This is a genomic window from Bradyrhizobium sp. JYMT SZCCT0428 (assembly GCF_018131075.1).
Lineage (GTDB): Bacteria > Pseudomonadota > Alphaproteobacteria > Rhizobiales > Xanthobacteraceae > Bradyrhizobium.
In genome coordinates this window covers 116,927-141,329 of sequence record NZ_JAFCLS010000018.1, presented here as the reverse complement: position 1 = coordinate 141,329, position 24,403 = coordinate 116,927, and the positions used below count along the sequence as shown (strand labels likewise).

25 protein-coding genes and 1 pseudogene are annotated in these 24,403 nt (G+C 63.7%); 13 read left to right on the top strand and 13 right to left on the bottom strand.

Translation table 11 applies throughout. The features are described from left to right. Positions 1-592: 592 nt before the first annotated feature. Positions 593-1,033 (top strand): hypothetical protein, encoded by a 441-nt coding sequence (locus JQ575_RS20245; protein ID WP_212034960.1) that lies wholly within the window; start codon positions 593-595, stop codon positions 1,031-1,033. After that, positions 1,026-2,258 carry an HlyD family secretion protein gene (locus tag JQ575_RS20240; protein WP_212034959.1) on the top strand — a complete coding sequence of 411 codons (1,233 nt, stop codon included), beginning with the start codon at positions 1,026-1,028 and terminating at the stop codon, positions 2,256-2,258. Before JQ575_RS20245 ends, JQ575_RS20240 begins: the two co-directional genes overlap by 8 nt. A gap of 73 nt (positions 2,259-2,331) precedes the next feature. On the opposite strand, the gene JQ575_RS20235 is transcribed toward JQ575_RS20240, so the two are convergent. From JQ575_RS20235 to gatC, 6 genes are all read right to left on the bottom strand, one after another. Then, positions 2,332-2,595 (bottom strand): hypothetical protein, encoded by a 264-nt coding sequence (locus JQ575_RS20235; protein WP_192733680.1) that lies wholly within the window; start codon positions 2,593-2,595, stop codon positions 2,332-2,334. Positions 2,596-4,081: 1,486 nt separating this feature from the next. Beyond that, positions 4,082-5,560 (bottom strand): Asp-tRNA(Asn)/Glu-tRNA(Gln) amidotransferase subunit GatB, encoded by a 1,479-nt coding sequence (gatB, locus tag JQ575_RS20230; protein ID WP_212034958.1) that lies wholly within the window; start codon positions 5,558-5,560, stop codon positions 4,082-4,084. Next, entirely contained in the window at positions 5,557-5,850 is a 294-nt protein-coding gene (locus JQ575_RS20225) for a hypothetical protein (protein WP_212034957.1), read from the bottom strand. The genes gatB and JQ575_RS20225 overlap by 4 nt, the downstream gene beginning before the upstream one ends. A 4-nt stretch (positions 5,851-5,854) precedes the next feature. After that, entirely contained in the window at positions 5,855-7,330 is a 1,476-nt protein-coding gene (gene gatA / locus JQ575_RS20220; protein WP_212034956.1) for an Asp-tRNA(Asn)/Glu-tRNA(Gln) amidotransferase subunit GatA, read from the bottom strand. Then, complete coding sequence (locus JQ575_RS20215) at positions 7,327-7,539, bottom strand: hypothetical protein (protein ID WP_192733684.1); 213 nt, start codon at positions 7,537-7,539, stop codon at positions 7,327-7,329. Before JQ575_RS20215 ends, gatA begins: the two co-directional genes overlap by 4 nt. 11 nt (positions 7,540-7,550) lie before the next feature. Beyond that, positions 7,551-7,838 carry an Asp-tRNA(Asn)/Glu-tRNA(Gln) amidotransferase subunit GatC gene (gatC, locus tag JQ575_RS20210; protein ID WP_192733685.1) on the bottom strand — a complete coding sequence of 96 codons (288 nt, stop codon included), beginning with the start codon at positions 7,836-7,838 and terminating at the stop codon, positions 7,551-7,553. A 399-nt stretch (positions 7,839-8,237) separates the two neighbouring features. Here gatC and JQ575_RS20205 point away from each other — a divergent pair, with 399 nt between their 5' ends. Continuing rightward, positions 8,238-8,405 (top strand): hypothetical protein, encoded by a 168-nt coding sequence (locus JQ575_RS20205; protein WP_212034955.1) that lies wholly within the window; start codon positions 8,238-8,240, stop codon positions 8,403-8,405. Positions 8,406-8,432: 27 nt separating this feature from the next. Here JQ575_RS20205 and JQ575_RS20200 read toward each other — a convergent pair whose 3' ends face one another. Both JQ575_RS20200 and JQ575_RS20195 read right to left on the bottom strand, forming a co-directional pair. Further along, on the bottom strand, positions 8,433-9,506 hold the full coding sequence (locus JQ575_RS20200; protein WP_212034954.1) for a nitronate monooxygenase family protein: 1,074 nt from the start codon (positions 9,504-9,506) through the stop codon (positions 8,433-8,435). Between the two features lie 26 nt (positions 9,507-9,532). Then, the gene (locus tag JQ575_RS20195; protein ID WP_212034953.1) at positions 9,533-10,516 is read right to left on the bottom strand and encodes a nitronate monooxygenase family protein; all 984 of its coding nucleotides are present in this window, start codon (positions 10,514-10,516) and stop codon (positions 9,533-9,535) included. 105 nt (positions 10,517-10,621) lie between these two features. Between JQ575_RS20195 and JQ575_RS20190 the strand changes: the two genes are divergently transcribed. From JQ575_RS20190 to JQ575_RS44710, 3 genes and pseudogenes are all read left to right on the top strand, one after another. Next, entirely contained in the window at positions 10,622-11,503 is an 882-nt protein-coding gene (locus tag JQ575_RS20190; protein WP_212034952.1) for a LysR family transcriptional regulator, read from the top strand. A 263-nt stretch (positions 11,504-11,766) separates the two neighbouring features. Further along, positions 11,767-12,180, top strand: a pseudogene (locus JQ575_RS46485) (DUF1963 domain-containing protein); the annotation flags it as partial. 95 nt (positions 12,181-12,275) lie between these two features. Further along, on the top strand, positions 12,276-12,677 hold the full coding sequence (locus JQ575_RS44710) for a DUF1963 domain-containing protein (protein ID WP_312015975.1): 402 nt from the start codon (positions 12,276-12,278) through the stop codon (positions 12,675-12,677). Positions 12,678-12,739: 62 nt separating this feature from the next. On the opposite strand, the gene JQ575_RS20180 is transcribed toward JQ575_RS44710, so the two are convergent. Then, the gene (locus JQ575_RS20180; RefSeq protein ID WP_212034950.1) at positions 12,740-12,964 is read right to left on the bottom strand and encodes a hypothetical protein; all 225 of its coding nucleotides are present in this window, start codon (positions 12,962-12,964) and stop codon (positions 12,740-12,742) included. Positions 12,965-13,166: 202 nt separating this feature from the next. Between JQ575_RS20180 and JQ575_RS20175 the strand changes: the two genes are divergently transcribed. From JQ575_RS20175 to JQ575_RS20165, 3 genes are all read left to right on the top strand, one after another. Next, on the top strand, positions 13,167-14,102 hold the full coding sequence (locus JQ575_RS20175; protein ID WP_212034949.1) for a cyclase family protein: 936 nt from the start codon (positions 13,167-13,169) through the stop codon (positions 14,100-14,102). A 91-nt stretch (positions 14,103-14,193) separates the two neighbouring features. After that, the gene (gene ruvX / locus JQ575_RS20170; protein WP_212034948.1) at positions 14,194-14,676 is read left to right on the top strand and encodes a Holliday junction resolvase RuvX; all 483 of its coding nucleotides are present in this window, start codon (positions 14,194-14,196) and stop codon (positions 14,674-14,676) included. 2 nt (positions 14,677-14,678) lie between these two features. Then, the gene (locus tag JQ575_RS20165) at positions 14,679-15,608 is read left to right on the top strand and encodes an AEC family transporter (protein WP_212034947.1); all 930 of its coding nucleotides are present in this window, start codon (positions 14,679-14,681) and stop codon (positions 15,606-15,608) included. On the opposite strand, the gene JQ575_RS20160 is transcribed toward JQ575_RS20165, so the two are convergent. From JQ575_RS20160 to JQ575_RS20150, 3 genes are read right to left on the bottom strand one after another with little or no spacing between them, the layout of a single operon-like run. Next, positions 15,605-16,375 carry a CPBP family intramembrane glutamic endopeptidase gene (locus JQ575_RS20160; protein ID WP_212034946.1) on the bottom strand — a complete coding sequence of 257 codons (771 nt, stop codon included), beginning with the start codon at positions 16,373-16,375 and terminating at the stop codon, positions 15,605-15,607. The genes JQ575_RS20165 and JQ575_RS20160 overlap by 4 nt on opposite strands. Positions 16,376-16,385: 10 nt before the next feature. Next, entirely contained in the window at positions 16,386-18,029 is a 1,644-nt protein-coding gene (locus JQ575_RS20155; protein ID WP_212034945.1) for an acyl-CoA dehydrogenase family protein, read from the bottom strand. Between the two features lie 17 nt (positions 18,030-18,046). Beyond that, positions 18,047-18,811 (bottom strand): M15 family metallopeptidase, encoded by a 765-nt coding sequence (locus JQ575_RS20150; protein WP_212034944.1) that lies wholly within the window; start codon positions 18,809-18,811, stop codon positions 18,047-18,049. A gap of 141 nt (positions 18,812-18,952) precedes the next feature. On the opposite strand from JQ575_RS20150, the gene JQ575_RS20145 reads away from it, so the two are divergent. The 3 genes from JQ575_RS20145 to plsY all read left to right on the top strand — a co-directional run bounded on the left by JQ575_RS20145 (position 18,953) and on the right by plsY (position 21,889). Next, positions 18,953-19,906, top strand: coding sequence for an aspartate carbamoyltransferase catalytic subunit (locus tag JQ575_RS20145; protein WP_192733697.1), 954 nt, complete (start codon positions 18,953-18,955; stop codon positions 19,904-19,906). Between the two features lies 1 nt (position 19,907). After that, complete coding sequence (locus JQ575_RS20140) at positions 19,908-21,209, top strand: dihydroorotase (protein ID WP_212034943.1); 1,302 nt, start codon at positions 19,908-19,910, stop codon at positions 21,207-21,209. A gap of 86 nt (positions 21,210-21,295) precedes the next feature. Beyond that, complete coding sequence (gene plsY, locus JQ575_RS20135; RefSeq protein WP_212034942.1) at positions 21,296-21,889, top strand: glycerol-3-phosphate 1-O-acyltransferase PlsY; 594 nt, start codon at positions 21,296-21,298, stop codon at positions 21,887-21,889. Between the two features lie 2 nt (positions 21,890-21,891). Here the strand turns inward: plsY and JQ575_RS20130 are convergent, their stop codons facing one another. Continuing rightward, entirely contained in the window at positions 21,892-23,133 is a 1,242-nt protein-coding gene (locus tag JQ575_RS20130; RefSeq protein ID WP_212034941.1) for an amidase, read from the bottom strand. A gap of 129 nt (positions 23,134-23,262) precedes the next feature. Between JQ575_RS20130 and dprA the strand changes: the two genes are divergently transcribed. Then, the gene (gene dprA / locus JQ575_RS20125; protein WP_212034940.1) at positions 23,263-24,381 is read left to right on the top strand and encodes a DNA-processing protein DprA; all 1,119 of its coding nucleotides are present in this window, start codon (positions 23,263-23,265) and stop codon (positions 24,379-24,381) included. Positions 24,382-24,403: the final 22 nt, after the last annotated feature.

Below are 24,403 nucleotides of genomic sequence, written 5' to 3'. Positions count from 1 at the left end.
TCGTCACGGACGTTGGGCGGGTTGCGGTGGACGTGACAGTTGCGAAGACGAACGCGGCTGAAGCGTACGGCAAAAGCGTGTGGTCCTGGTGCCCGTTGCTGGCATTAAGCTGCCGGAGAAGCGAGAGCTGAACCGGTGGCGACGGAGTCAATCAAGAACTCGTCTCCGGGGAGATCACGTCATAAGCCGTAAAGCCACTGCGCAGGGAAGGCCGGGTGTTCACCGCTGCCCTGTATGCTCGTGTGCAGCCTTTGCAAACCGCACACGGGACCGCGGGTGCAGCGCGCACCCGGTCTTCCCTGCGCCCTCCTCTTTCTGGGAGGTGCAAAGTGACGCAAAACTCGGGCATCTCATGCCGTGAGAATGTAGACCCATGCCCTCACATTGTTTGATTCAGATCAGAAGACCATCACCGCAATCGGGCTAATTTCGCGTTGCGGAAGACAAATCAAAATCGAAGCACTAACTCGAAACGACAACCCGTGCTTGCCAAGTTCCCGCATTATGCAAAGATGGCTGCGCCTGGCCGGGCGCCTGTCCATGCCTTCGTTTTGCTTGCTATTCGGCTTGCTCTTTCGGAATGGAGAGTTGCGTGAGCGAATCCCTTCACCCTGCCGCCCCACATCATCTGCCAGGGTTCATCACGGCGCCGGGAGACACCGACATTCTGATGGTCGTTGTCGGCATTTTCCTGATTGCTGCCGTCGTCGGGGTCGGCAATCTCTATTTGCACCTGCACACGATGCCGGAGCGGATGGCACACAAATCGCAGAAGCTGCAGTTTGAAATCGTGGCCGTGCTGGGCCTGCTGGCGCTGTTTACGCACAACCATTTGTTCTGGGTGATCGGCCTGTTCCTCGCCATGATCGACCTGCCCGACTTCGGCACGCCGCTGCGCAGGATTGCCGGATCGGTCGAGAAGATGGCCGGCGGTCCGCCCGAACCAGACCCGACCGAGCCGGCTCCAGAAACCGCAGGCCACGCCAGCACGCACGCCCCCGCCGCCAAGAGTGAGGCAAAGGCTCATGCTTGAGATCATCCTCTGCTCGCTGGTGACGATACTGCCGGACTATCTCTATCGCCGCTATCGGCAGGGAAAGCGCATCGGCCACGAAATCACGCTTTTTTCGGTCTGGTTCGAGCTGCGATATGGCATCATCACCTGCCTGATGCTCACGGTCGCGCTGATCACGATGATCTTCTATTATCATCCGTCGACCAATTCGGCGACGATGTACTACCGGACCGTCCCGATCATGACCGAAGTGACCGGCCGGGTGGCGGAGGTTAACATCGATGTCAGCGCGCCCGTCAAGCAAGGTGAGGTGATTTTCAGACTGGACAGCGCCAAGCAGGAAGCCGCGCTGCTGACCGCCAAACGAAAGATCGCCGAAGTCGATGCCGCCATGCTGACCGCACAGGCCGATGTTCTAAAGGCGGAAGGACAGGTCCAGCAGGCTCAGGGCGATTATCAGCAGGCAACCGATGAGCTGAACGTCAAGCGGGATCTCCAGCAACGCAATCCCGGCATCGTCCCGCAGCGTGACATCGAAAAACTGCAGGTGCTGCAGGCGGGCCGCCAGGGTGCGCTTGATGCCGCCAACGCTGCAAAACAATCGGCCGCGGTCCGCGTCACCGCCCTTCTCCCGGCCGAGAAAGCCAGCGCGGAGGCGGCGCTGGCCGAAGCGCAGGTCGATCTGGACAAGACCTTTATTCGCGCCGGCGTCGACGGGCGGGTCGAGCAGTTCGGACTGAGGCCGGGTGATATCGTCACTCCAATCATGCGGACGGCCGGCGTTTTGATTCCGGAGGGCGCGGGAAAGAGGGCTCTCATGGCCGGATTTGGCCAGATCGAGGGTCAGGTCATGAAAGCCGGAATGGTCGCCGAGGCCACCTGCATTTCCAAGCCGTGGGTGATCATTCCGATGGTGGTGACCAATGTGCAGGACTACATCGCGGCTGGCCAGTTCAGGGGCGGCGAACAACTGATCGAGGCGCAGAACACCGCGCGTCCGGGCACCATTCTCGTTTTCATGGAGCCGATCTACAAGGGCGGGCTGGAGGGCGTGACGCCGGGCAGCAGCTGTATCGCCAACGCCTATACCAGCAATCACGAACTGATCGCCTCAGGCAAGCTCAGCGCGTTCAAGAGCTTTGGGCTGCACGTCGTCGACGCCACCGGCCTCGTGCACGCTCTGCTGTTGCGGATTCAGGCCCTGCTGCTGCCCGTCAAGACGCTGGTGCTGAGCGGGCACTGAGCCCATTTTGGGTGCTGCCGATGGCCGGTACACGGCACCAGGCATTCCCGCCGGTCCGTCGCGGTTCGCGAACTCAGTGCGAGGTCATCCAGGCGCGGGCTTCGCGCTGCGCCGTGGCGATCTCGACATCCGACATCATCTCGGCGACTTCGCGACGCATCGAGATCGCGTCAGCGCGGCCCTTCAGGGCGGCGAGATTGAACCATTTATGGGCGGCGACCAGGTTGACGACGCCGGAACGGCCGCTCGCCCAGTACAGGCCGCGCTCGAACAGCAGATCGGGGATTGCGGTTTCCACCGGTGTCGCCGTCTCCAGATCGAATTGTCCCTGAAACATCGAAAGTCTCCCCTTTTTATTGTTGCCGCCCTCCCCCGAGCGCGGCCCCTGTCCACTGTCAAAACGTCCCGTTATTCCCCACGCCGTTTGCCGGCTTGTTGGGATGATCATGGCCCATCAAATTTGAAGGGCAGTTTAAATATCGCGATGAACGGGGTGTAAACGCGAGGCGCCCGGGTGCCGGTGGGGAATCACAGAAGTGCCTGTGCCGCAGCAACAAGTGAGGATTCGTGAAGACCGGTTTACCCTGCCGCTTGGCAGAACGATAACCATTGCAACGGCTCGCATCTCGCGCGCGTCGTGATCGGCGCGAACCGAGGACCCGGAATTACAGAAGTCCCAATGATAAGGATCGGCGGGGTGTGCGGCGGAACCGATGCCCGGCGGCGCATGAGCGCGATCTGCGACAGCCCGGCGCAGGCCGTGGGCAGTCGGGACAGACATGTCATGGATTGGAAGGCTCGAAGCGCCTGGCGCCAAGGGCGCGGCATTCGGAACGCAAGACGTTCCGGGGAACAGGAGGCGTTCCGGGGAACGAGGGCGTCGGCGAACACGTCAGGACCAGATTTCAATCGGGCTTTGGCCCGGTGAAATTGCGCAGCAAAGATTCCGCACCGAACGAAGAAAACTTGTTTCTTCTGCCGGACCGGTTTTGGAAAAGCGAACTCTTCCGAAAGTCGATCCAGCCGTTTGACCTGATGTCTCGCCGACACCCTCTTTCGTCGACCGAGCCGTCCGAGTTAGGTTTGCTCCGAGAAGCAAACCGTCTGAAGGCTCGAGTGACGCGCCGGCATCAAGCCGCCGGCAATTCTCTCAAAGACGAGAGCTTACTTCTTCTTCTTGGCGACCTTGCGGGTCTTCTTCGCAGTCTTCTTCACTGCGCTCTTCGCCTTCTTTGCCTTCTTAGCTTTCTTGGCCATGTTGCCCTCCTAATGTAAGTGAGATGGCTTAGTTCGCTGCGTGCACTCGGGAATCGATGTGCACTACATCCCGAATACACCAACACGTTCAAAAAAACAGCGTCCCGCTTAAGGAAGTGTTGACGCGGCAATGCGAGGGCGCGCTCGAAGCATCGTTCGGCGGCGGCGCAACATGCTCGCGCGACGATGCAAAAAGTGCAGCAACGACCGACGTCGGCGTTTGTCAATATTGAAGGAAACGCTTGCACTATAGATGTTTTGGCGATTCACGCATGTGATGATCATCGCACAATCGACGTCATCGCGACTCGGTGAGATGGCCCAAAAGCCGCTTGCGCGGACTCTGAGTCGCGAATTTTGGCAATAAAAAAATTTTCGTGGATACCGCCGTCACGTCTCATCGGCGCTCGCCAGAACCGCATTTTCGGACGAATCGCTGCGACCGATTCGCAAGGCCCGTTGTCCGTCGCGACGATGATTTTGATCCGTGATGCGAGATCGATGCACGCTTCTTCGCGTCGATCGCAACGTCAGCTACCGCAAAAAGCGTCCCGTTACGGGACGCTTCAGATGCCGAGCTTCGCCTTCAAGAGATCGTTGACGGCTTGCGGATTGGCCTTGCCGCCGGACGACTTCATCACCTGGCCGACGAACCAGCCGGCGAGTTGCGGCTTGGCTTTCGCTTGCGCGACCTTGTCCGGGTTGGCGGCGATGATGTCGTCGACCACCTTCTCGATCGCGCTCAAGTCCGTGACCTGCTTCATGCCGCGCGTCTCGACCAGCTCACGCGGGTCGCCACCTTCCTGCCAGACGATCTCGAACAGGTCCTTTGCGATCTTTCCGGAGATCGTGCCCTCGCCGATCAGCTCGACGATCGCCGCGAGTTGCACCGCCGACACCGGTGAGGCCGTAATATCACGGCCTTCCTTGTTGAGACGTCCGAACAGCTCGTTGATCACCCAGTTGGCCGCAAGCTTGCCGTCGCGCGGCTTGTCGCTAAGCCCGGCCAGCACGGTTTCATAGAAGTCCGCGCTCTCGCGCTCGGCCACCAGCACGCCGGCGTCGTAGGGCGACAGTCCGAAACCTTCGATGAAGCGGATCTTCTTCTGGTCCGGCAATTCCGGCAGATCGGCCTTCAGGCCGGCGACATAGGCTTCGCTGAACTCGAGCGGCAGCAGGTCGGGATCGGGGAAGTATCGGTAGTCGTGCGCCTCTTCCTTGGAGCGCATCGAGCGCGTCTCGCCCTTGTTTGGGTCGAACAGCCGGGTCTCCTGGTCGATCGCGCCGCCGTCCTCGATGATCTCGATCTGGCGCCGCGCCTCATACTCGATCGCCTGGCCGATGAAGTTGATCGAGTTCATGTTCTTGATCTCGCAGCGGGTGCCGAGCGGCCCGCCGGGCTTGCGCACGGAGACATTGACGTCGGCGCGCAAGGAGCCCTTCTCCATGTCGCCGTCGCAGGTGCCGAGATAGCGCAGGATCGAACGCAGCTTTGTCACGTATGCCTTGGCCTGCTCTGCATCGCGGATGTCAGGCTTGGAGACGATCTCCATCAACGCCACGCCGCACCGGTTGAGGTCGACGTAGGACATGGTCGGGCTCTGGTCGTGCAGCAATTTGCCGGCGTCCTGTTCCAGATGCAGCCGTTCGATCCCGATGGCGACGCTGTGGCCGCCGTCGAGTTCGACCTCGACCACGCCCTCGCCCACGATCGGCGACTTGTACTGGCTGATCTGGTAGCCCTGCGGCGAATCCGGATAGAAATAGTTCTTGCGGTCGAACACCGAGCGCAGATTGATCTTTGCGTTGAGGCCAAGGCCGGTCCGCACCGCCTGCCGCACGCATTCCTCGTTGATCACGGGCAGCATGCCCGGCATCGCGGCATCCACCAGCGAGACGTGGGTGTTCGGCTCGCCGCCGAATTCGGTCGAAGCGCCCGAGAACAGCTTTGAGTTCGAGGTGACCTGGGCGTGGACTTCCAGCCCGATCACCATTTCCCAATCGCCGGTCTGGCCCTTGATCAGCTTGCCGCTCGCCGCCGTCATGTCCGTTCTCCCAACAGCAGTGTAAAGACGATCCGGTCCCACTCTGCCTCAAGCGAATCGATCGCCGCTGGTTGGCCGGACTGGCGATACCAGTAACCGGCGTTGCCGAGATCACCTTCCACGCGGTGCAAATAGGCGTGCACCCACGCCGCTTCCGCTGAGGATTCGTCCTGAACGATCTTATGCGCCGCGTCCCAATTGCCCTTGGCAGCCCACCACAACGCGGTGAGTGACGGGCTCAGCGCCGGCTGCGGCGCGTCATCGGAAAGGCTGGCCTTGAAATCTGCCATGGCCTCACCACCATCTGGCCGGCGTGAAGCGTCCGGCCGCCTGCTCAACCACTTCGCCGAGCGAGAACAGCGTCTCTTCGTCGAAAGGCCGGCCGATCAGTTGCAGGCCGAGCGGCAGCCCCTGCGCGTCCTTGCCGGCGGGAACGGCGATGCCCGGCAGTCCCGCCATGTTCACGGTCACCGTGAAGATGTCGTTGAGATACATTTCCACGGGATCGGCGCCGCCCTTCTCGCCGATGCCGAATGCCGCCGACGGTGTCGCCGGCGTCAGGATCGCGTTGACGCCCTTCGCAAAACAATCCTCAAAGTCCTTCTTGATCAGGGTGCGGACTTTTTGCGCGCGCAAATAATAGGCGTCGTAATACCCGGCGGAGAGCACATAGGTGCCGATCATGACGCGGCGGCGCACTTCGTCGCCAAAACCTTCGGCACGGGTGTTCTCGTACATCTCCCCGATGGAGCGGCCGGGCACGCGCAGGCCGTAGCGCACGCCGTCGTAGCGCGCCAGGTTCGAAGACGCCTCGGCGGGTGCGACGATGTAATAGGCCGGCAGCGCGTATTTGGTGTGCGGCAGCGATATCTCGACAAGCTCCGCGCCGGCCGCCTTCAGCCAGGCCGCGCCTTCGCTCCAGAGCTTTTCGACTTCGGCCGGCATGCCGTCGAGGCGGTACTCCTTGGGAATTCCGATCTTCATGCCCTTGACCGATTTTCCGATCGCGGCCTCGTAGTCCGGCACCGCGCGATCGACGGAGGTCGTGTCCTTCGGATCGTGCCCCGCCATCGAGCGCATCAGGATCGCGGCGTCGCGCGTGGTACGCGCGATGGGCCCGGCCTGATCGAGCGAAGACGCAAAGGCGACGATGCCCCAGCGCGAGCAGCGGCCATAGGTCGGCTTGACGCCGACGGTGGCGGTGAACGCCGCCGGCTGGCGGATCGAACCGCCGGTGTCGGTCGCGGTCGCGCCCATGCAAAGCAGTGCCGCCACCGCGGAAGCCGAGCCGCCCGACGAGCCGCCCGGCACCAGCGAGGTATTGGAGCCTTCGCGCCGCCACGGATTGACCACCGGGCCGAAGCACGAGGTCTCGTTCGAGGAGCCCATCGCGAATTCGTCGTTGTTGAGCTTGCCCAGCATCACGGCGCCGTCGCGCCAGAGCTGCGAAGTGACTGTCGACTCATAGGGCGGCACGAAATTGCCGAGGATTTTCGAGCACGCAGTGGTGCGCACGTCCTTGGTCGCGAACAGGTCCTTGATGCCGAGCGGAATGCCGGCCAACGGACCGCCCTCGCCTTTGGCGATCTTGGCGTCGATCGCGCGCGCCATGGCGCGGGCCTTGTCCGGCGTTTCCAGCACGAAGGCGTTGAGCGCGCGCGCCGCTTCGATCGCGGCAAGGTGCGCGTCGGTCAGTTCAAGCGAGGTGAAAGACTTGTTCGCGAGGCCATTCCTGGCCTCAGCGATCGTCATCGAAATCAAATCGGTCATTTATTGATCGGGCTGCAGAAGAACGGAGACAGGGTCTTGTCGTTGGCGGGGTCGTCTTGCTTGGGCCGCGTCAGCTCGGAGGCTTCGAGCGCGTCGAGCACGGCGTCCATCGCCTTGTCGGGATCGGCGACCTTGCCCTGGCGCTCCATCGCGTCGAGATAGTTCATGTAGGCCTGGTAGGCCTTTTCATCGTCGCAGAGCATGCACATCGCTGACTTCCTTACTCGACGACCTTCGGCACCAGAAAGAAATGGTTCACGGTGTCGGGCGCGTTCCTGACCACATCGTCGGTGATCTCGCCGTCATTGATCACATCCGGACGTTTCTTCATTTCCATCGGGGTCACCGAGGTCATTGGCTCGACGCCGTCGACGTTCACCTCCGAAAGCTGCTCGACGAACGCCAGCATGGCGTTCAGTTCGCCCTGCAAATGGGGAACTTCGGCCTCGGCAACCGCAATTCGCGCAAGATGCGCGATGCGGCGAACGGTAGCGGCATCAACGGACATTAATATAAGGCCTCAATCGGGGGATCGCACCCGCCGTATAGCAGAGCCCGGTTTTGCGCCGCAACCACGGGGAACCGCTCCGTCGGCATTTTGGGGCCAAAATACCGCCAAACAGGCCCCAAAGGCCGCATCAAAGTGCCGCCATTGCTGTCCACGCCGGGAGTCCGGAGATTCGAGAGGGAAAAGCCGCCGACGAAACCAATTTGGCCGGCTGACGCAGTCGTTTTGAAACAGTTGCGGCGTGTACTCGGCCATCACCCTGGAGGCCGTGCCATGTGGACAACGGAACACGACAGTGTAACGGAAAGTTGGGATCCTGCTCTGTGGTCGATCGGTGGCGTGCTTGGCGTCGCGATCCTATATTTGGCGTGTCTAGCCTGACGAACGTGAGGCAACGCCATGTCCAAAGCGAGAGAACTTCAGGAAAAAGCCGAGATGTTCGAGCGGCGCGCAGAAGGCGCCACCGATTCCATCTCGCAACGTCACTACAAAGAGATGGCCGCGCATTATCGATCGCTCGCCGTCGAGCATCTGGACGTCGTCAAACGCGACGAGCCGGCGCATTAGCGCCATGACCCCGGTAGCCGCCCGACGTTAAGCCAGCGAACTCAGCCTAGCCAACGCCGCGCCCGCCAGCGCCCGCGTCAGTTCTGCGGCCGGCATCTCGCGGCCCATCCGCACTGCCTGCCCGGCCCAGAGATTGGTGAAATCGACCTTGCCGAGCTTTTCGGCGCCCGCCTTCAGCGGACCGAGCGCGGTTGCGGCGTGCGGAAAATCAGGCGCATCCGGCGAAATCGGCCCGACCTCGCGCATCACGCGGTTGGCGACGCCGCGCGCGGGCCGCCCCGTCATGACGTTGGTGATGACGGTGGCTTCATCGCTCGCCTGGGCAAGCGCTACCCGCGCCGGCGCGGTCACCTTCGATTCCGGGCAGCGCAGATAGGCCGTGCCGATCTGCACGCCCGCAGCTCCGAGCGCAAAGGCCGCTGCGATCCCGCGCCCGTCGGCAATGCCACCGGCCGCGATGACAGGCACTTTCACGGCGTCGACGATCTGCGGCACCAGCGCGAAGGTGCCCGGCTGCTGGGCGATATTCTCGGTCAGGAACATGCCGCGATGGCCGCCGGCTTCGGCGCCCTGCGCAATGATGACGTCGGCGCCGTGCTCCTCGAGCCAGATCGCCTCTTTCACGATCGTGGCTGACGACATCACGATGGCGCCCGCCGCCTTGACGCGCTTGACCAGCGCCTGATCCGGCAGGCCGAAATGGAAGCTGACCACTTCCGGCTTCATCTCCTCGACCAGCGCGCACATCGCCTCGTCGAACGGCGCGCGGTTCGCGGCAGTGACAGGCGCTGCGGGATCGAGGCCCAACTCCTTGTAATAGGATGCGAGCCTCACCTTCCATCCGGCTTCGCGCGCGGGATCGGCTGCGACCGGCGTATGGCAGAAAAAGTTCAAGTTGATCGGCGCCGAGACGCGCTGGCGCACGATGCTGATCTGTTCGCGCGCCTTTTCCGCCGTGATCATCGCGCATGGCAGCGAACCCAGCGCGCCACCCTGGGCCGCCGCGATCACGAGCTCCTGGTCCATCACTCCGGCCATCGGCGCCAGCACGATCGGGAATTCAGTCTTGAAGAGATCGAGAAGTCGGCGGTCTGGCCACATGGTTCTGCTCGCTTGAATGAGTGCAATCAGGCTCTTGATGGTGCGGAAGAGTTGCGCCGTCCAGCCAGTATCTGGTCGGCCTCTGTGGCGATCCTGTCAACGATCACGGCCGCCGGCGGAATGTCATGAATCAGGCCGACGGCCTCACCGGCGATCACAGCGGCGACGTCGTAATTTCCGGCAGCTCTTGCGGCGGCATATTCGGCCGCGACAGCGGAGACGTTCTGCATCAGTTCGACCTCGCGCCCGATCCAGCGGCGCGCGTGATCATTGATCAGGCAGCGGCCGTTGAACGGCGCCGGCCAGACATTGTTTCGGGAAATATCGAAGATGATGCTCCTGATGCTGCTGCCGCTGGTCGCGTTGCAGATACGCTTTTTGGCTTCATCGGCGCCGTCGCATTCCTGGCTGGCATAAAAGCGCGTGCCGAGCAGCACTCCGGACGCACCCAGCATCATCATCGCCGCCAGCCCGCGGCCGTCACCGATGCCGCCCGCCGCCGCCACCGGCACCCGGCCGGCCACCAGATCGACAATCGCCGGCACGATGTCGATGGTGGTGCGGGAGGCACCATGGCCACCGGCCTCGCTGCCTTGCGCAATCAGCAGGTCGGCACCGGCGTCGAGTGCCATCAGCGCCATGCCCTCGTCCTGCACCTGGCAGATCAGCAGCGCGCCGCTGGATTTGATCTTGGTCGCAAAGGGTTTTGGATCGCCGAACGAGAGCATGATCGCGCGCGGCCGTGCCGCGAGCGCGATGTCCATCAGCTCCGGCCGTTTGGCGAGACTCCAGGTGATGAAGCCGATGCCAAAGGGAGCGGATATGCCTTTGAGCTTGGCGGTCTCCTGCTCCAGCCAGGCCTTATCGCCATAGCCACCACCCAGAATGCCAAAACCGCCGGCGGCGCTGACCGCCGCCGTCAGCCGCGCGCCCGCGATCACGTCCATGGGCGCCGACAGGACTGGATGCGTGATGCCCAGGAGAGCCGTCAATGGCGTGCTGATCGACATGTCCAAACCCCTCTATCTGGACAGATACGATAAGCCGACGTATCATTCTCATAAAATGAATACTACAGAATGCTGCCATCGCTACAATGAAACGGAGGCCGGTCCATGGAATTGAGCGATCTCGTGACATTTTCGACGGTGGCCCGCCTCGGCGGCATCACCCGCGCCGCGGACGAACTCAACACCGTGCAGTCCAACGTCACCCAGCGCGTCAAAGCGCTGGAGACCGAGATCGGCACCGCACTGTTCGAGCGGCACAGCCGCGGGATGACATTGACCGGCGCCGGCCGCCGCTTGCTTCCCTATGCGCAACGAATGGCCGCCTTGTCACGCGAAGCCGTGCTGGCCGCGCGCGACGACGGCGAGCCAAAGGGGCCGTTGTCGATCGGCTCGATGGAGACCACCGCGGCCGTACGGCTGCCTTCCCTGCTCGCCGAATTCCACCGCCGCTTTCCAGCGGTGCGCTTGAGCCTGCGCACCTCGCCGACCGCAGACCTGGTCGCGGCCGTGCTTGACGGATCGCTCGACGGCGCATTTGTTGCCGGTCCGATCGATCACGCCGACCTCAGTTCGACACTCGCCTTCAGGGAAGAACTCGTGCTGGTGACGTCGAGGCGCTGGGCAAATCTGCCCGCCTTGCGCGCGGGCACGCCGGAATCCGGACCGACCGCCCTGGTATTCCGCACCGGCTGCAGCTATCGGCAGCGACTCGAACAGGTGTTTTCCGAGTTCGGCTGGCCGTCCTCTGCGCGGTTCGAGCTCGGCACGCTCGACGGCATGATCGGCTGCGTCGCCGCTGACATGGGTGTAACGCTGCTGCCCCGTGCCGTTGTCGGGAAAAACGAGACCGTCAACGTCCACAAGCTGAAGGCCGTTCAGTCTGGGGTTGACACCCTGTTCATCCAGCGCCGCAGCGCACATCAGTATAGCGCGCTGCAAGGCTTTACCGCCTGCCTGAACAATAGCGGCGAGGTCATCGCCGCCTGAGATTTCAGATCGAACCGAGTCCGCGGATCTGTCGTCTACCGTTTCACGAAATCCCGTGAGACATGGTGAGACCGCGATGCGAAAGCTATTCAGGACCGCAGCCGAGATCGATGGCTCGCTGCGCGCGGCGGGAGTTCATGCAGCCGACGCGACGGCCCTGGCGGCAGGGTCGAAGCCATACATCTGGCTCGAAACAGCACCGGTCCACGACGAAGCCGAAATTGTTTTGGGCGCAACCAAAATAGGCGGAACGCCCAGACCTTCCGGTCACGATGCCATGGCCCTGGCGTCCTCGATATCCCGATCATAAGCAGCGGATCGAAGAGATGCAGGCTGGCGTGGCACTCTTCAACCCGCAAGACATGATGGCTGAACCGGCCGAGATGCTCGAAGAGTTTCGGAAGCTATTGCCGCCCAACGAGTTTGAAGCCTTCGCGGCCGAATCCGCAAAGGTCGATTACAGCAAATTCGGTCTCGATTCTTTGGTCGAGGATATCAGGCGGACTGGGGAGCCGGCACCGCTCCAGTTCATCGCGCAGGTCGACCTCGCCGAAGTCTGGCTTATGGGACCCGTCGATCCGGACATCCCGCGCGAGGGACGGCTTTTCTTTTTCTATGACACCGACCATCGGCCCGGGGGCGATAAACCGGGAGATATCACGGGTGCGCGGCTGATCTATGATTTGACGCCCGTCGCTTCATTAAAACGAGCAAGCCCGCCGGCCGAATTATGGCTCACAAACAGACCGCCGGCTTCCGGCCGCAGCGGTGCGTGCTTCATGCCGGCATGTGGCCGCCCTATTACGGCTCGCCCGAATGGAATGCCTGCGAGATCAAAGCCAGGGCGGAGAAGTCCGTGCAAGCCTGGTGGTACGACGTCACCCGGGACGGTCATGACCACCGCTTCGGCGGGCATCCGCTGCAGATTCAGGGCAACATGCAAACCGAATGCGCGCTCGTCAGTAAGGGGCTCGACCTCAGCGCGTGGAATTCGAAGGCGGCCGAGCGGTTGAAATCCGACGCGGCGAACTGGCTGCTGCTGCTGCAAATCGCATCCGACGATCGTGCCGGCATGATGTGGGGTGACGTGGACAACCTCTATGTTTGGATCCATCGGAACGCCTTGCGCGCTCGGCGCTTTGAAGAGGCACGGGTGATCATGCAATGCTACTGACGCCAGCCCCTTCGGGGCAGCGGCCATTCAACGGCGCCGGAGTTGCGACACGACGGGGCGGCCTATGCAATCAGCCGCCGCCTGACGCTCCAGCGCCGCAGCGCAACAACGGCCCAGATGGCTTCGACCAGCCCGAACGGCCAGGCGCCCTGCAAGAAACCGTAGGCAGAACCGAGCGCACAGGCACCGGCGAAGCCGAGGATAAACCAGTGGCTGCGGTCTTCCACCGCATAACAAACGAGCATCGCGGTCACTGCGAACAGCCCAAACAATTGCAGTGCATCCATCGCGTAGCCTCATCAGGCGGACGTTCCGCTGTATGAAATTTCGTCGCCATATTTCTGCAACAAATCGATTTGCACCGCACACGTGCGGCTTTCCATCGCAGCGCGACCGCCGCTTCAAATATTTTTGGACGCCGCACACTACTACGTTAGTATGAGGCGCTGACTACCCAAAACCATAACGTCAACTCTGGGAGGATCTGCGATGCGCCACGCGTTCGTGCTGTGCTGTTCGGCTGCCTTGTTGGGATCGGTTGCAACGGCAAGCGCTCAAGACTGGACGAAATCGAAATGGGGACCGAACGACGAGATCGGCGCCGCCAACTATATGACCCCGGAGCTCGTTGTGAAGGCGGCCGGCCTCGTCAAGACCGGCAAGACCTACGCGCTCGGCTTCCCCGTCGACTCCAAGATGCCCGCCTACCCCCCGCGCGCCTTCAAGATCACCGTCGTCCAGCCCGGTCAGGCCGGCATTCCCGGCCTTGGGCCGAGCAAGACCACCTATAACGACGACATCATCGAAGGCTGGGTCGGCGTCGGCAGCCAGATGGACGGCCTCGGCCATATCGGCGTGGAGCACGTTTATTACAACGGCAACAAGCTGCTCGAATTCGCTGACCCCACCGGCCTGAAGAAGCTCGGCATCGAGAAAGTGCCACCGATGGTGACCCGCGGTGTGCTGTTGGACATGGCCGCTCACTACGGCACCGATGTGGTGAAGGAAGGCACCGCCTTCAACGTCAAGGAGATCGAGGAAGTCGCCAAGAAACAAGGCGTGGAAATCCGCCAGGGCGACGTCGTCCTCTTTCACACCGGTTGGGCCAGTCTGATCGGTAAGGACGACAAGCGCTTCAACTCTGGTGAGCCCGGCCTTGGCGTCGAAGGCGCCAAATATCTCACCGGCAAGGGCGTGGTTGCCGTAGGCGCCGATACCTGGGGGCTGGAAGTGATTCCGTTTGAATCGAAGAACGTGTTCGAGGTGCACCAGATCCTGCTGCCAATGAACGGGACCTACATTCTCGAAGTCATCAATACTGCCGAACTCGCAGCCGACAAGGCCTACGAGTTCCTGTTCGTGCTCGGTCAGCCGCGCTTCAAGGGCGGCGTGCAGAGCATGATCAACCCGGTCGCGATCCGCTAGGACGATCTCGACGGATGGCGTGGCGTTCCCGCATGGACGCCACGCCGCATCCGGCTTTGCATGTCAGACTAGCTGCGTGTTATGCGGGTCCATGCCCGCCCTCATCCTCCCTCTGATCGAAGCGGTCACGCACTGGCCCGAACGCGGTGCGCTGGTCGGCCTCGATCTCGGCACCAAGACCATCGGCGTTGCGGTTTCCAATGCCGATCGCAGGCTGGCGACCGGCGTTGAAACCATCCAGCGCAAGGCCTTCAAGGCCGACGCGGTGCGGCTGCTCATCCTTGCCGGCGAGCGCAACGCGGTCGGCTTCGTGCTCGGCCTGCCCATCAACATGGACGGTAGCGAAGGTCCGCGCGCGCAATCGACCCGCGCCTTTGCGCGCAATTTTTCCAAACTCACGGATCTGGCGATCGGCCTGTGGGACGAACGGCTCTCAACAGCAGCCGTCGAGCGCGAACTGATCGGGATGGATGTCAGCCGGGCCCGCCGCGCCGAAGTGATCGACGAGCATGCCGCGATCTTCATCCTGCAGGGCGCGCTGGACCGGCTCGCCACACTGCGCGGCGAGCGCTGAAGATGGCGGTGGTGGTGGCGGCGCTGCTGCCGGTGTTCTTGCTGATCGTGCTCGGCTTCATCCTGAAGCGGACCTTGATGCGGCTGGAGACGCAGTGGCACGGGCTGGAGCGGCTGACCTATTACGTGCTGTTTCCGGTGCTCTTGATCCAGACGCTGGTGAAGGCCGACCTCAGCAAGGTCCCGGTCGCAGGCGTCGGCGGCGCGCTGATGCTGTCGGCGCTGCTGATGTCGGTGCTGTGCCTGGCGCTGCGGCCCCTGCTCGCCCGCGGCGCGGTCGACGGACCCGCCTTCACCTCGGTGTTCCAGGGCGCCATCCGCTGGCAGACCTATGTGGCGCTGGCCGTCTCGGGCAGCCTGTTCGGCGATGCCGGACTGGCGCTGGCCTCGGTCGCGATGGTCGCCATCATCCCCCTGGTCAACGTGTTCAGCGTCAGCGTGCTCGCGCAGTACGCCTCGAGCGAAAAACAATCGGCCGGATCGATCGCCATGACGGTCGTGCGCAATCCCCTGATCTGGGCCTGCGCGATTGGGCTCCTGATCAACGTCACCCACCTTCCCCTGCCAAAGCTCTGGCATGACGTCGCCGACGCGCTGGGCCGATCCTCGCTGGCAATCGGCCTGCTGGTGACCGGCGCCGGCCTGCATCTCGAAGGCCTGTTCCGCCCGAGCCTTGCGTCGTCGGTCGCGGTGTTCCTCAAGCTGGTGCTGATGCCGGTGATCGCCGTCGCGCTGGCACTGTGGTTCGGGCTGTCAGGCTCGAACCTGGCGATCGTCACAGCGTGCGCGGCGGTGCCGGCCTCATCCAGCGCCTATGTGCTGGCCCGGCAGATGGGCGGCGATGCGCCTTTGCTGGCGCAGATCATCACGCTGCAGACCATTCTGGCGGCGATCACGATGCCGATCGCGATTGCGATCGCGGCGATGTGTTAATTGCCCGCCAGCCAGAAAGTTTGAATTGTCGCCGCGGTGTTGTTGAGACCGTGCAGCACGATCGTCAGCCAGGTCGAACCGGTGCGGTAGCGGAAATAGCCGAGCAGCAGTCCGATGGTGAACACCTCACCGAAGAAGAACCAGCTGTACTGCAGATGCATCGACGTCCAGACCAGCGACGACAGGAAGATGGCGCCGGGCACTCCGAGGCGCGATTCCGACCAGCCGCGGTAGAGAAAGCCGCGCGCCATAATCTCCTCCGAGATCGGTGCAGCGACGCAGAACGCGATCGCGAGCAGCCACAGCGCGCCGTCGGCCTGCGCCGATTTCAGCACATCGCCCATAAAGCCCGGCGTCACCTCGCGCCCCAGCGCACGCGACAGCAGGTCCCAGCCGCCGACCAGCACGGCCAGTGAGACGGCGCCGATCAGGAAATTCTGCCACGTGGTCCAGCGCAGCGCGAGATAGTCGACAAAGGGCGTGCGCGAGGCGCGCGTCGCGACCCAGGCTGCGAGCAGCACCGCCGGCATTCCCATGATCACGGACAGCGAGATCGTCAGCCCGGCCCCGACGACATGGATCGCAGCCGCAAGATCCCACGAACCTTGCCGCAACACGAAGTAAGCGATGACCACGGCCTGGCCGACAAACATGCCGGCAAAGATGAACAGCCCCCACAGCGCCGTGCCCCAGAACTTCCATATCCGGGGTGGACGCAGCGCGGACGCGACGGGAGGGGGCGATTGCGGGAGGCTGAGGGAATCCATCAACTGACTTTCAGGGCAGCGCCCGTTCCAGCAGACCAGCGACGTCGGCGCTGGCAAGATCGACCGCGCCGTACATGCTGGCGTGATTCCCGGCAAGGCGCGTGGCGGCAAACAGTTCCGCGTGCCGCGGCGACACCGCGTTGAGCGCCGCGGCGGCGGCGAGCAACGCCAGTTTTTCGACCGCCAGCCGCGCGACGCGCTCGCTGTCGGGTCGGCGGAAAGCTTTGCCGATAAAACCGACCGCCTCGCCGGCCCCCGGCAGGCCCAGCGTTTCGCCGGTGAGTTCGTGCAACACGGCGGATGCCGCCTCGGCCTCGCGCGACAGCGCCCGGAGCACGTCGAGGCACATCACATTGCCTGACCCTTCCCAGATCGCGTTGACCGGCGACTCCCGGTAATGCCGCGCCAAAATACCCTCCTCGACGTAGCCGTTGCCGCCGAGGCATTCCATCGCCTCATAGAGAAAGCCCGGGGCACTCTTGCAGACCCAGTATTTGATCGCCGGCGTCAGCAGCCGCATATAGGCGGCCTCCTTGGCGTCGGACGGCGCCCGGTCGAACGCCCGGCACAGGCGCATGACCAGCGCGATCGAGGCTTCGACATGCAGCGCCATGTCCGACAGCACCGCCTGCATCAGCGGCTGGTCAGAAAGATGCTTCTGAAACACGCTGCGGTGCCTGGCGTGGTGGAGCGCATGCGCCAGGCCTGAACGCATCAGGCCGGCGGAGGCAATCGCGCAATCCTGCCGGGTCAGTTGCACCATCTGGATGATGGTGCGGATGCCTTTGCCCTCGTCGCCGATGCGCTCCGCATAGGCGCCAGTGAATTCCACTTCTGATGAGGCGTTGGAGCGGTTGCCGAGCTTGTCCTTCAGCCGCTGAAAGCGGATCGCGTTGACCGAACCATCCGGCGCAAAGCGCGGCATGAAGAAGCAGCTCAACCCGCCGTCCGTCTGCGCCAGCACCAGGAACGCATCGCACATCGGCGCCGACATGAACCATTTGTGGCCGGTGATGCGATAGGCATCGCCGTCGCGCTCGGCGCGCGTCATGTTGGAGCGCACATCGGTGCCGCCCTGCTTCTCGGTCATGCCCATGCCGACCGTCATGCCGCGCTTGGTCCACCACGGCGCAAAGCCCGGATCGTAAGACCGCGTCGCCAACACCGGCATTACCTTCGCCAGCAGATCCGGCTGCTCGGCCAGCGCCGCCACTGATGCGCGCGTCATCGTGATCGGGCAGAGATGCCCGGTCTCGACCTGCGAGGCGATGTAGAATTTGGCGGCGCGCACGACTTCCGAAGCACCGCCCGCCGGCTTGCCGTCGGCGCTCCAGGTCGAATTATGCACGCCGGCATCCGCCGAGCGGGCCATCAGTTCGTGATAGGCCGGATGAAACTCGACCTCGTCGCGGCGGTTGCCGCGGGAATCGAAGGTCCGCAGCTTCGGAGTGTTCTCATTGGCGGCACGGCCTCGCGCCGCCATCGCCGCCGACCCCCAATGCTTGCCGAAGTCGGATAGTTCAGGGCTCGCCTCGCCACCGCCATTGGCGGCTGCCGCTTCAGCCAGCGGGCGGTCGGCCGTGAACAGATCGACATCTTCGAACGGCGGCGACTGGTTGAAGACTTCGTGGGTCGAAAATGATGCCTGGCTCATGGCGGGTCTTGCTCGAATCAATTCCGTCGCGCAATCGGGAAATCATAGGCCTGCCGGCCGACCCCCGGCAGCGAAAAGTGCCACCACTCCTTCGAATAGTTCACAAACCCCTGCCGGGCCATCGCAGCCACCAGCACATTCCGCGATCGCCGTTGCGCCGGCGTGATCGAGGGGGCGGCGGTATGCGATTTGACGTCCGAGCAATCATAGCCGGTACCCATATCGACGCTGCCTTCCGGCGCGCGCGCCTCGGCAGGCGCGGTGCAGTCGGCATAGGCCTTGGTGGAATCGAACTTCGCGGAATTGTCGGCGGTCAGGTCGACCAGGGTCAGATCGAGCGCGGCGCCGGTCGAATGTCCGGACCGGGTTGCGATATAGCCCAGACGGAACAAATCGGCCTTGCGGAAGGCCGGGTTATAGCGGCGGTCGGCTTGCGTCTCCTTGCCGTTCTTCGACCACGCCACCATGTCGGCGACCGCGCGTTCGGGCCGATAGCAGTCAAACATTTTCAACGACAGCTTTTGCCTGGCGAGTTCCTGCTGGATGTTCTTCAGCGCCAGGCCGACTTCGCGCTTCACGACGCATTCGGCGGCGTCATACCCCCTCAACGGCTTGCCTACAAAGTTGTTCGAGGTGGCGTAGCGCATGTCCTGGATGATGCTGGGATCGATATCGCGCAGGTAGACGAAGCCGCCCGGCAGCCCCTGCGCCTTTGCAGTCTGCGGCCCGGACAGGCCAAGACAGGTTAATCCGATCGCTAAAATAACGTGCCATTTCTGCATTGGACGCCTTCCCCGCGCGCCGAACGCGGCGCAATTGCGGCAACCCTCTTTACCCTGCGCGGCGACTGACCGGGGGATAACTCGCAAGCCCCCTATTCGCACTTGCCCCGCTTGGGAAGTCTGCCTATAGCTCTCGTTTTAATGACCCCTGCATCGAAATCGACCTTCGTCCTCGGTCACCGGCATCTGCTGGGAATCGAGGGGCTTTCCGCCGCCGATATTACCGGCCTGCTCGACCTTTCCGAGGAATATGTCGAGCTCAACCGCCAGGTAGACAAAAAGCGCACTTCGCTGCGCGGTCGCACCCAGGTGAACCTGTTCTTCGAGGCCTCGACCCGCACCCAATCCTCGTTCGAACTGGCCGGCAAACGGCTCGGCGCCGACGTCATGAACATGTCGGTATCCTCGTCCTCGATCCGCAAGGGCGAGACGCTGATGGATACCGCCGTCACGCTCAATGCCATGCATCCGGACATCCTGGTGGTGCGCCACCACGCCTCAGGTGCGGTGGAACTTCTGGCGCGCAAGGTTGACGGTTCCGTGATCAATGCCGGCGACGGCAGCCACGAGCATCCGACCCAGGCGCTCTTGGATGCGCTGACGATCCGCCGCAACAAAGGCCGGCTGGAAGGCCTCGTGATCGCGATCTGCGGCGACGTGATGCATTCCCGCGTCGCCCGCTCCAATATCCTACTGCTGAACACCATGGGCGCCCGGGTGCGCGTGGTGGCGCCCTCCACGCTGTTGCCGCGCGGCATCGAGCGGATGGGCGTCGAGGTGGCGCGCGACATGCGCGAGGGTCTCAACGGCGCCGACATCGTCATGATGCTGCGGCTGCAGCGCGAGCGCATGAACGGCTCGTTCGTGCCGTCGTCCGGCGAGTATTTCCATTATTTCGGCCTCGACCAGAAAAAGCTCGCCTACGCAAAACCCGACGCGCTGGTGATGCATCCCGGTCCGATGAACCGAGGCGTCGAAATCGACTCATTCGTGGCTGACGGAGCGCAATCGCTGATCCGCGAGCAGGTCGAAATGGGAGTGGCGGTGCGCATGGCGGTGCTGGAAGCACTCGCCCGTAACCTGCCGAACGCCTGACATGCTGACCGATCGCCGCCCCATCCTCCTGGCCAACGCCCGCGTCGTCGACCCCTCGCGCGACTTCGACGGCCCTGGTGACGTCCTGATCGCCGACGGCGTGATCCGCGACTCCAAGCGCGGCATCGGCGCTGCCGGCGTCCCCGAAGGCACTGACATCGTCAATTGCGCCGGCAAGGTCGTCGCCCCCGGGCTGATCGACATGCGCGCCTTTGTCGGCGAGCCCGGCGCCAGCCACCGCGAAACCTTTGCTTCCGCCAGCCAGGCGGCGGCCGCCGGCGGCATCACCACCATCATCTGCCAGCCCGATACCTCGCCGGTGATCGACAATTCGGCCACCGTCGACTTCGTGCTGCGCCGGGCGCGCGACACCGCGATCGTCAACATCCACCCGATGGCGGCGCTGACCAAGGGCATGGGCGGCGAGGAAATGACCGAGATCGGCCTGTTGAAGGCCGCCGGCGCCGTCGCCTTCACCGATGGCGCCCACAGCGTCACCAATGCGCAGGTGATGCGGCGCGCTCTGACCTATGCGCGCGATTTCGACGCGCTGATCGTACACCACACCGAAGACCCCGATCTGGTCGGCGAAGGTGTGATGAACGAAGGCGAGTTCGCCGCACGGCTGGGCCTGGTCGGGATCCCCAATGCCGCCGAGGCCGTGATGCTGGAACGCGACATGCGCCTGGTGGCGCTGACCGGCGGCCGCTATCACGCGGCCTCACTGAGCTGCATCGAGTCGCTGGAAATCCTCAAGCGCGCGCGCGACGCGGGGCTTGCAGTTTCGGCGTCGGTTTCGATCAACCACGTCACGCTGAACGAAAACGACATCGGTCCCTACCGGACGTTCCTGAAACTGTCGCCGCCGCTGCGCACCGAGGACGACCGCCTGGCGCTGGTCGCCGCCGTGGCCTCCGGCCTGATCGACGTCGTGATGTCCGATCACAATCCGCAGGACGTCGAGGTGAAGCGGCTGCCGTTCGCGGAAGCCGCCGCCGGCGCGGTCGGGCTGCAGACCATGCTGCCGGCGGGCCTGCGGCTGATCCACAATGGCGAGATGGACTTCAAGACCCTGATCCGCGCGATGTCGACGCGCCCGGCCGAGATTTTGGGCCTCCCCGGCGGCTCGCTGCGGGCGGGTTCCCCTGCCGACGTCGTCGTGATCGATGCCGACGTACCCTGGGTGCTCGACCGCGACGACCTCAAATCGCAATGCAAAAATACGCCGTTCGACGAAGCCCGCTTCTCGGGCCGCGTCGTGCGTACTATCGTGGGCGGACGGACGGTCTATGAACATGTCTGATAGAGCGTTTTCAAGCCAAGTGGACACCGGTTCGCGTCAAGAAAACGCAGACGTGCGTGAAATGCTCCGCGGCGGGAGCAACGCCGATGACGTTTGAGCCATTTCTCATCGTTGCATTTTTCGTGGGCTATTTCTTTGGCTCGATTCCATTCGGGCTGTTGCTGACCAAGTTCGCCGGCACCGAGGATCTGCGCTCGATCGGCTCCGGCAGTATCGGCGCCACCAACGTGCTTCGCACTGGCCGCAAGAGCCTCGCCGCCGGGACGCTGATCGGCGACGCGCTCAAGGGCACGCTCGCGGTCGTCCTCTGCGGCTATTATGGCGGCCCCAACGCCGCGATGCTGGCCGGATTCGGCGCCTTTCTGGGCCATCTCTATCCGGTCTGGCTCAAGTTCAAAGGCGGCAAAGGCGTCGCGACCTATATCGGCGTGCTGATCGGCTTGTTCTGGCCTGCGGCCATCGTGTTCTGCGTGATGTGGATCGCGACCGCCATCACCACGCGCTACTCCTCGCTGTCGGCATTGATCGCAGCCTTCGTGACGCCGCTGTTCCTGTGGTGGTTCCTCCACCCGGCGCTGGCTTCGCTGTTTGCGGTAATGACGCTCCTGCTGTTCTACGCGCACCGCGAAAATATCAAGCGCTTGCAGACCGGAACCGAGAGCCGCATCGGCGCGAAATAATCCTACTTCTGCGCCAGCGCCTCCTCGACGAACCGCGCCGCTGCCAGCGCCTTCGCGTCCTCGCCATAGCGCGCAATGACCTGCACGCCCACCGGCAATCCTCCCGCGGCGATGTGCGCGGGAATGTTGACGCAGGGCGTTCCCATCAGCGTCCACAGCCGATTGTAGCGGGCGTCGCCCGTTGAGCCCAACCCCGCAGGTGCTGCACCCGGGGCTGATATGGCCAGCAGCACGTCGACGTCATCAAAAACCTTCGTCAGCGCGATTCTGGCCTGACGTGTAACTTGCATTGCCCCGTCATAGGCAGCAGGCAGCATGCCCTTGCTTTCATCGAGCCGTCCGCGCAGGTTCGGCGCGACAGCGTCGTAATGCACGCGGTATTCCCACGCGAGCGCCTGATGCGCCTCGAATTCCTGCACTGTGGGATGCTCGCGCCACGCTTCGGCTACGATCTCCGGCATCGCCAGCGTGCGCACAGATGCCCCTGCCCGTTCCGCAGCCCTGGCGGCGATCTGCAGTGCCTCGGCGCCTTCGGCCTCAGGTGCACCGGCAAAGTCCTGGGTAACGACGCCGATGCGCGGCGTCGGCACTGACGCCTGTGGCAAAAATTCATCCCGGCCCGTCATCGCCGCAAGGCCGTGCGCAACATCGCGAACACCGGCGGCGAACAAACCAACGGTATCCAGCGTCCACGAATAGCACTTCACGCCGACGGTCGGCAGCAGGCGGTAGGACGGCTTGATCGCGGCACAGCCGCAGAACGAGGCCGGCCGGATCACCGAGCCACCGGTCTGCGTGCCCAGCGCCAGCGGGATCATGCCGGCCGCGACCGCGGCTGCCGAACCGGCCGATGATCCACCGGGCGTGTGAGCGTTGTTGCGCGGGTTAAGCGTCGCGGTCGGATCTGACGATGCGAACGCCGTCGTCGTAGTCTTGCCGACGATGCTGGCTCCTGCCGCTTTCAGCGCCATCACGACCGCCGCATCCCCGCGCGATCGAAATCCCTTGTAGATCGACGAGCCCATCTCGGTCGGGAAATCAGCGGTATCCATGATGTCCTTGATGCCGACGGCGACGCCGCGCAACGGCCCGGCGTTCTCGGCGCGGATGTTCGGATCATGGCAGACGAAGGCGCCGATCATTTTCTCCTGTGCGCCGATCGCCTCCAGCGACTGGGCAATCGCGGCATCCGCGGAAAGATCACCCTGCGCGATACGGCGTTGAAGGTCGGCGAGCGAGATCATGGACATTCCTCCTGCGGCGGACCAACGGGTTTTACGGAGCGGACCGGAACGGAGCAACGCATCGGCGGGCATGGCAGCCGTGAGAACAGGTGTTGATTGCAATCTCCGGTTGGGCAAAGCTGCACCGACATGCACGACCGTACGCCCAGCGCACCCCACCTCACCGATTCCGAGCGGATCGACCGGTTGCGGCTCATTCGCTCCGACAATGTCGGCCCACGCACCTTCGCCTCGCTGCTCCGGCATTTCGGCAGCGCCCGCGCCGCGCTGGAGCGGCTGCCCGATCTGGCGCGGCGGGGCGGCGCGCCAGGACCGGGACGCATCTGCAGCGAGGACGACGCGCGGGGTGAACTCGCAGCTGGCCGAAAGATCGGCTTAGCGCTCGTCGCGCCCGGTGAAGCCGGCTACCCGCCGCGGCTGGCCACGCTGGACGATGCGCCGCCGCTGCTCGGCGTCCGCGGCGCGCCTGAGGTGATGATGCGGCCGATGATTGCGATCGTCGGCTCGCGCAACGCCTCCGGCGCCGGATTGAAATTCGCGGGCCAGATCGCGCGCGACCTCGGCGATGCCGGGTTTGTCGTTATCTCCGGATTGGCGCGCGGCATCGACCAGGCCGCGCATCGGGCAACGGTTGCGAGCGGCACGGTTGCGGTGCTGGCCGGTGGCCATGACCGGATCTATCCGCCCGAGCATGAGGACCTGCTGGCCGCATTGCTCGAACAAGGCGGCGCGATCTCCGAAATGCCGCTTGGCCACGTGCCGCGCGCCCGCGATTTTCCGCGCCGCAATCGCCTGATCTCCGGCGCTTCGCTCGGCGTCGTCGTGGTCGAAGCAGCCCACCGCTCGGGCTCGTTGATCACGGCGCGGATGGCCGCCGAACAAGGCCGCGAAGTGTTTGCGGTCCCCGGCTCGCCGCTCGATCCCCGCGCCGCCGGCACCAACGATCTGATCAAGCAGGGGGCGACTCTGACCACGGAAGCCAGCGACGTCATCAACGCGGTCGCGCCGATCATGGAGCGTCCGCTCGCAATTGAACTGCGCGAGCCCGACGGCGAGCCGCTGGATTTCGACGCGGGCGTTAGCGAACGCAAGCGCATCATCGATCTGCTTGGGCCAAGCCCGATCAGCCTCGACGATCTGATCCGGATGTCGGACGCCTCGCCCGCGATCGTCCGGTCGGTGCTGCTCGAGCTCGAGCTTGCCGGACGGCTGGAGCGCCACGGCGGCGGGCTGGTGTCGCTGATCTAGAAGCGCCGTGCCTCGTCGGCAG

Excerpts from the sequence above, each read along its gene's own strand:
- JQ575_RS20240 (WP_212034959.1), top strand. The coding sequence starts at position 1,026 with ATGCTTGAGATCATCCTCTGCTCGCTGGTGACGATACTGCCGGACTAT.
- JQ575_RS20235 (WP_192733680.1), bottom strand. The coding sequence starts at position 2,595 with ATGTTTCAGGGACAATTCGATCTGGAGACGGCGACACCGGTGGAAACC.
- gatB (WP_212034958.1), bottom strand. The coding sequence starts at position 5,560 with ATGACGGCGGCGAGCGGCAAGCTGATCAAGGGCCAGACCGGCGATTGG.
- JQ575_RS20225 (WP_212034957.1), bottom strand. The coding sequence starts at position 5,850 with ATGGCAGATTTCAAGGCCAGCCTTTCCGATGACGCGCCGCAGCCGGCG.
- gatA (WP_212034956.1), bottom strand. The coding sequence starts at position 7,330 with ATGACCGATTTGATTTCGATGACGATCGCTGAGGCCAGGAATGGCCTC.
- JQ575_RS20215 (WP_192733684.1), bottom strand. The coding sequence starts at position 7,539 with ATGTGCATGCTCTGCGACGATGAAAAGGCCTACCAGGCCTACATGAAC.
- gatC (WP_192733685.1), bottom strand. The coding sequence starts at position 7,838 with ATGTCCGTTGATGCCGCTACCGTTCGCCGCATCGCGCATCTTGCGCGA.
- JQ575_RS20205 (WP_212034955.1), top strand. The coding sequence starts at position 8,238 with ATGTCCAAAGCGAGAGAACTTCAGGAAAAAGCCGAGATGTTCGAGCGG.
- JQ575_RS20200 (WP_212034954.1), bottom strand. The coding sequence starts at position 9,506 with ATGTGGCCAGACCGCCGACTTCTCGATCTCTTCAAGACTGAATTCCCG.
- JQ575_RS20195 (WP_212034953.1), bottom strand. The coding sequence starts at position 10,516 with ATGTCGATCAGCACGCCATTGACGGCTCTCCTGGGCATCACGCATCCA.
- JQ575_RS20190 (WP_212034952.1), top strand. The coding sequence starts at position 10,622 with ATGGAATTGAGCGATCTCGTGACATTTTCGACGGTGGCCCGCCTCGGC.
- JQ575_RS20180 (WP_212034950.1), bottom strand. The coding sequence starts at position 12,964 with ATGGATGCACTGCAATTGTTTGGGCTGTTCGCAGTGACCGCGATGCTC.
- JQ575_RS20175 (WP_212034949.1), top strand. The coding sequence starts at position 13,167 with ATGCGCCACGCGTTCGTGCTGTGCTGTTCGGCTGCCTTGTTGGGATCG.
- ruvX (WP_212034948.1), top strand. The coding sequence starts at position 14,194 with ATGCCCGCCCTCATCCTCCCTCTGATCGAAGCGGTCACGCACTGGCCC.
- JQ575_RS20165 (WP_212034947.1), top strand. The coding sequence starts at position 14,679 with ATGGCGGTGGTGGTGGCGGCGCTGCTGCCGGTGTTCTTGCTGATCGTG.
- JQ575_RS20160 (WP_212034946.1), bottom strand. The coding sequence starts at position 16,375 with ATGGATTCCCTCAGCCTCCCGCAATCGCCCCCTCCCGTCGCGTCCGCG.
- JQ575_RS20155 (WP_212034945.1), bottom strand. The coding sequence starts at position 18,029 with ATGAGCCAGGCATCATTTTCGACCCACGAAGTCTTCAACCAGTCGCCG.
- JQ575_RS20150 (WP_212034944.1), bottom strand. The coding sequence starts at position 18,811 with ATGCAGAAATGGCACGTTATTTTAGCGATCGGATTAACCTGTCTTGGC.
- JQ575_RS20145 (WP_192733697.1), top strand. The coding sequence starts at position 18,953 with ATGACCCCTGCATCGAAATCGACCTTCGTCCTCGGTCACCGGCATCTG.
- JQ575_RS20140 (WP_212034943.1), top strand. The coding sequence starts at position 19,908 with ATGCTGACCGATCGCCGCCCCATCCTCCTGGCCAACGCCCGCGTCGTC.
- plsY (WP_212034942.1), top strand. The coding sequence starts at position 21,296 with ATGACGTTTGAGCCATTTCTCATCGTTGCATTTTTCGTGGGCTATTTC.
- JQ575_RS20130 (WP_212034941.1), bottom strand. The coding sequence starts at position 23,133 with ATGATCTCGCTCGCCGACCTTCAACGCCGTATCGCGCAGGGTGATCTT.
- dprA (WP_212034940.1), top strand. The coding sequence starts at position 23,263 with ATGCACGACCGTACGCCCAGCGCACCCCACCTCACCGATTCCGAGCGG.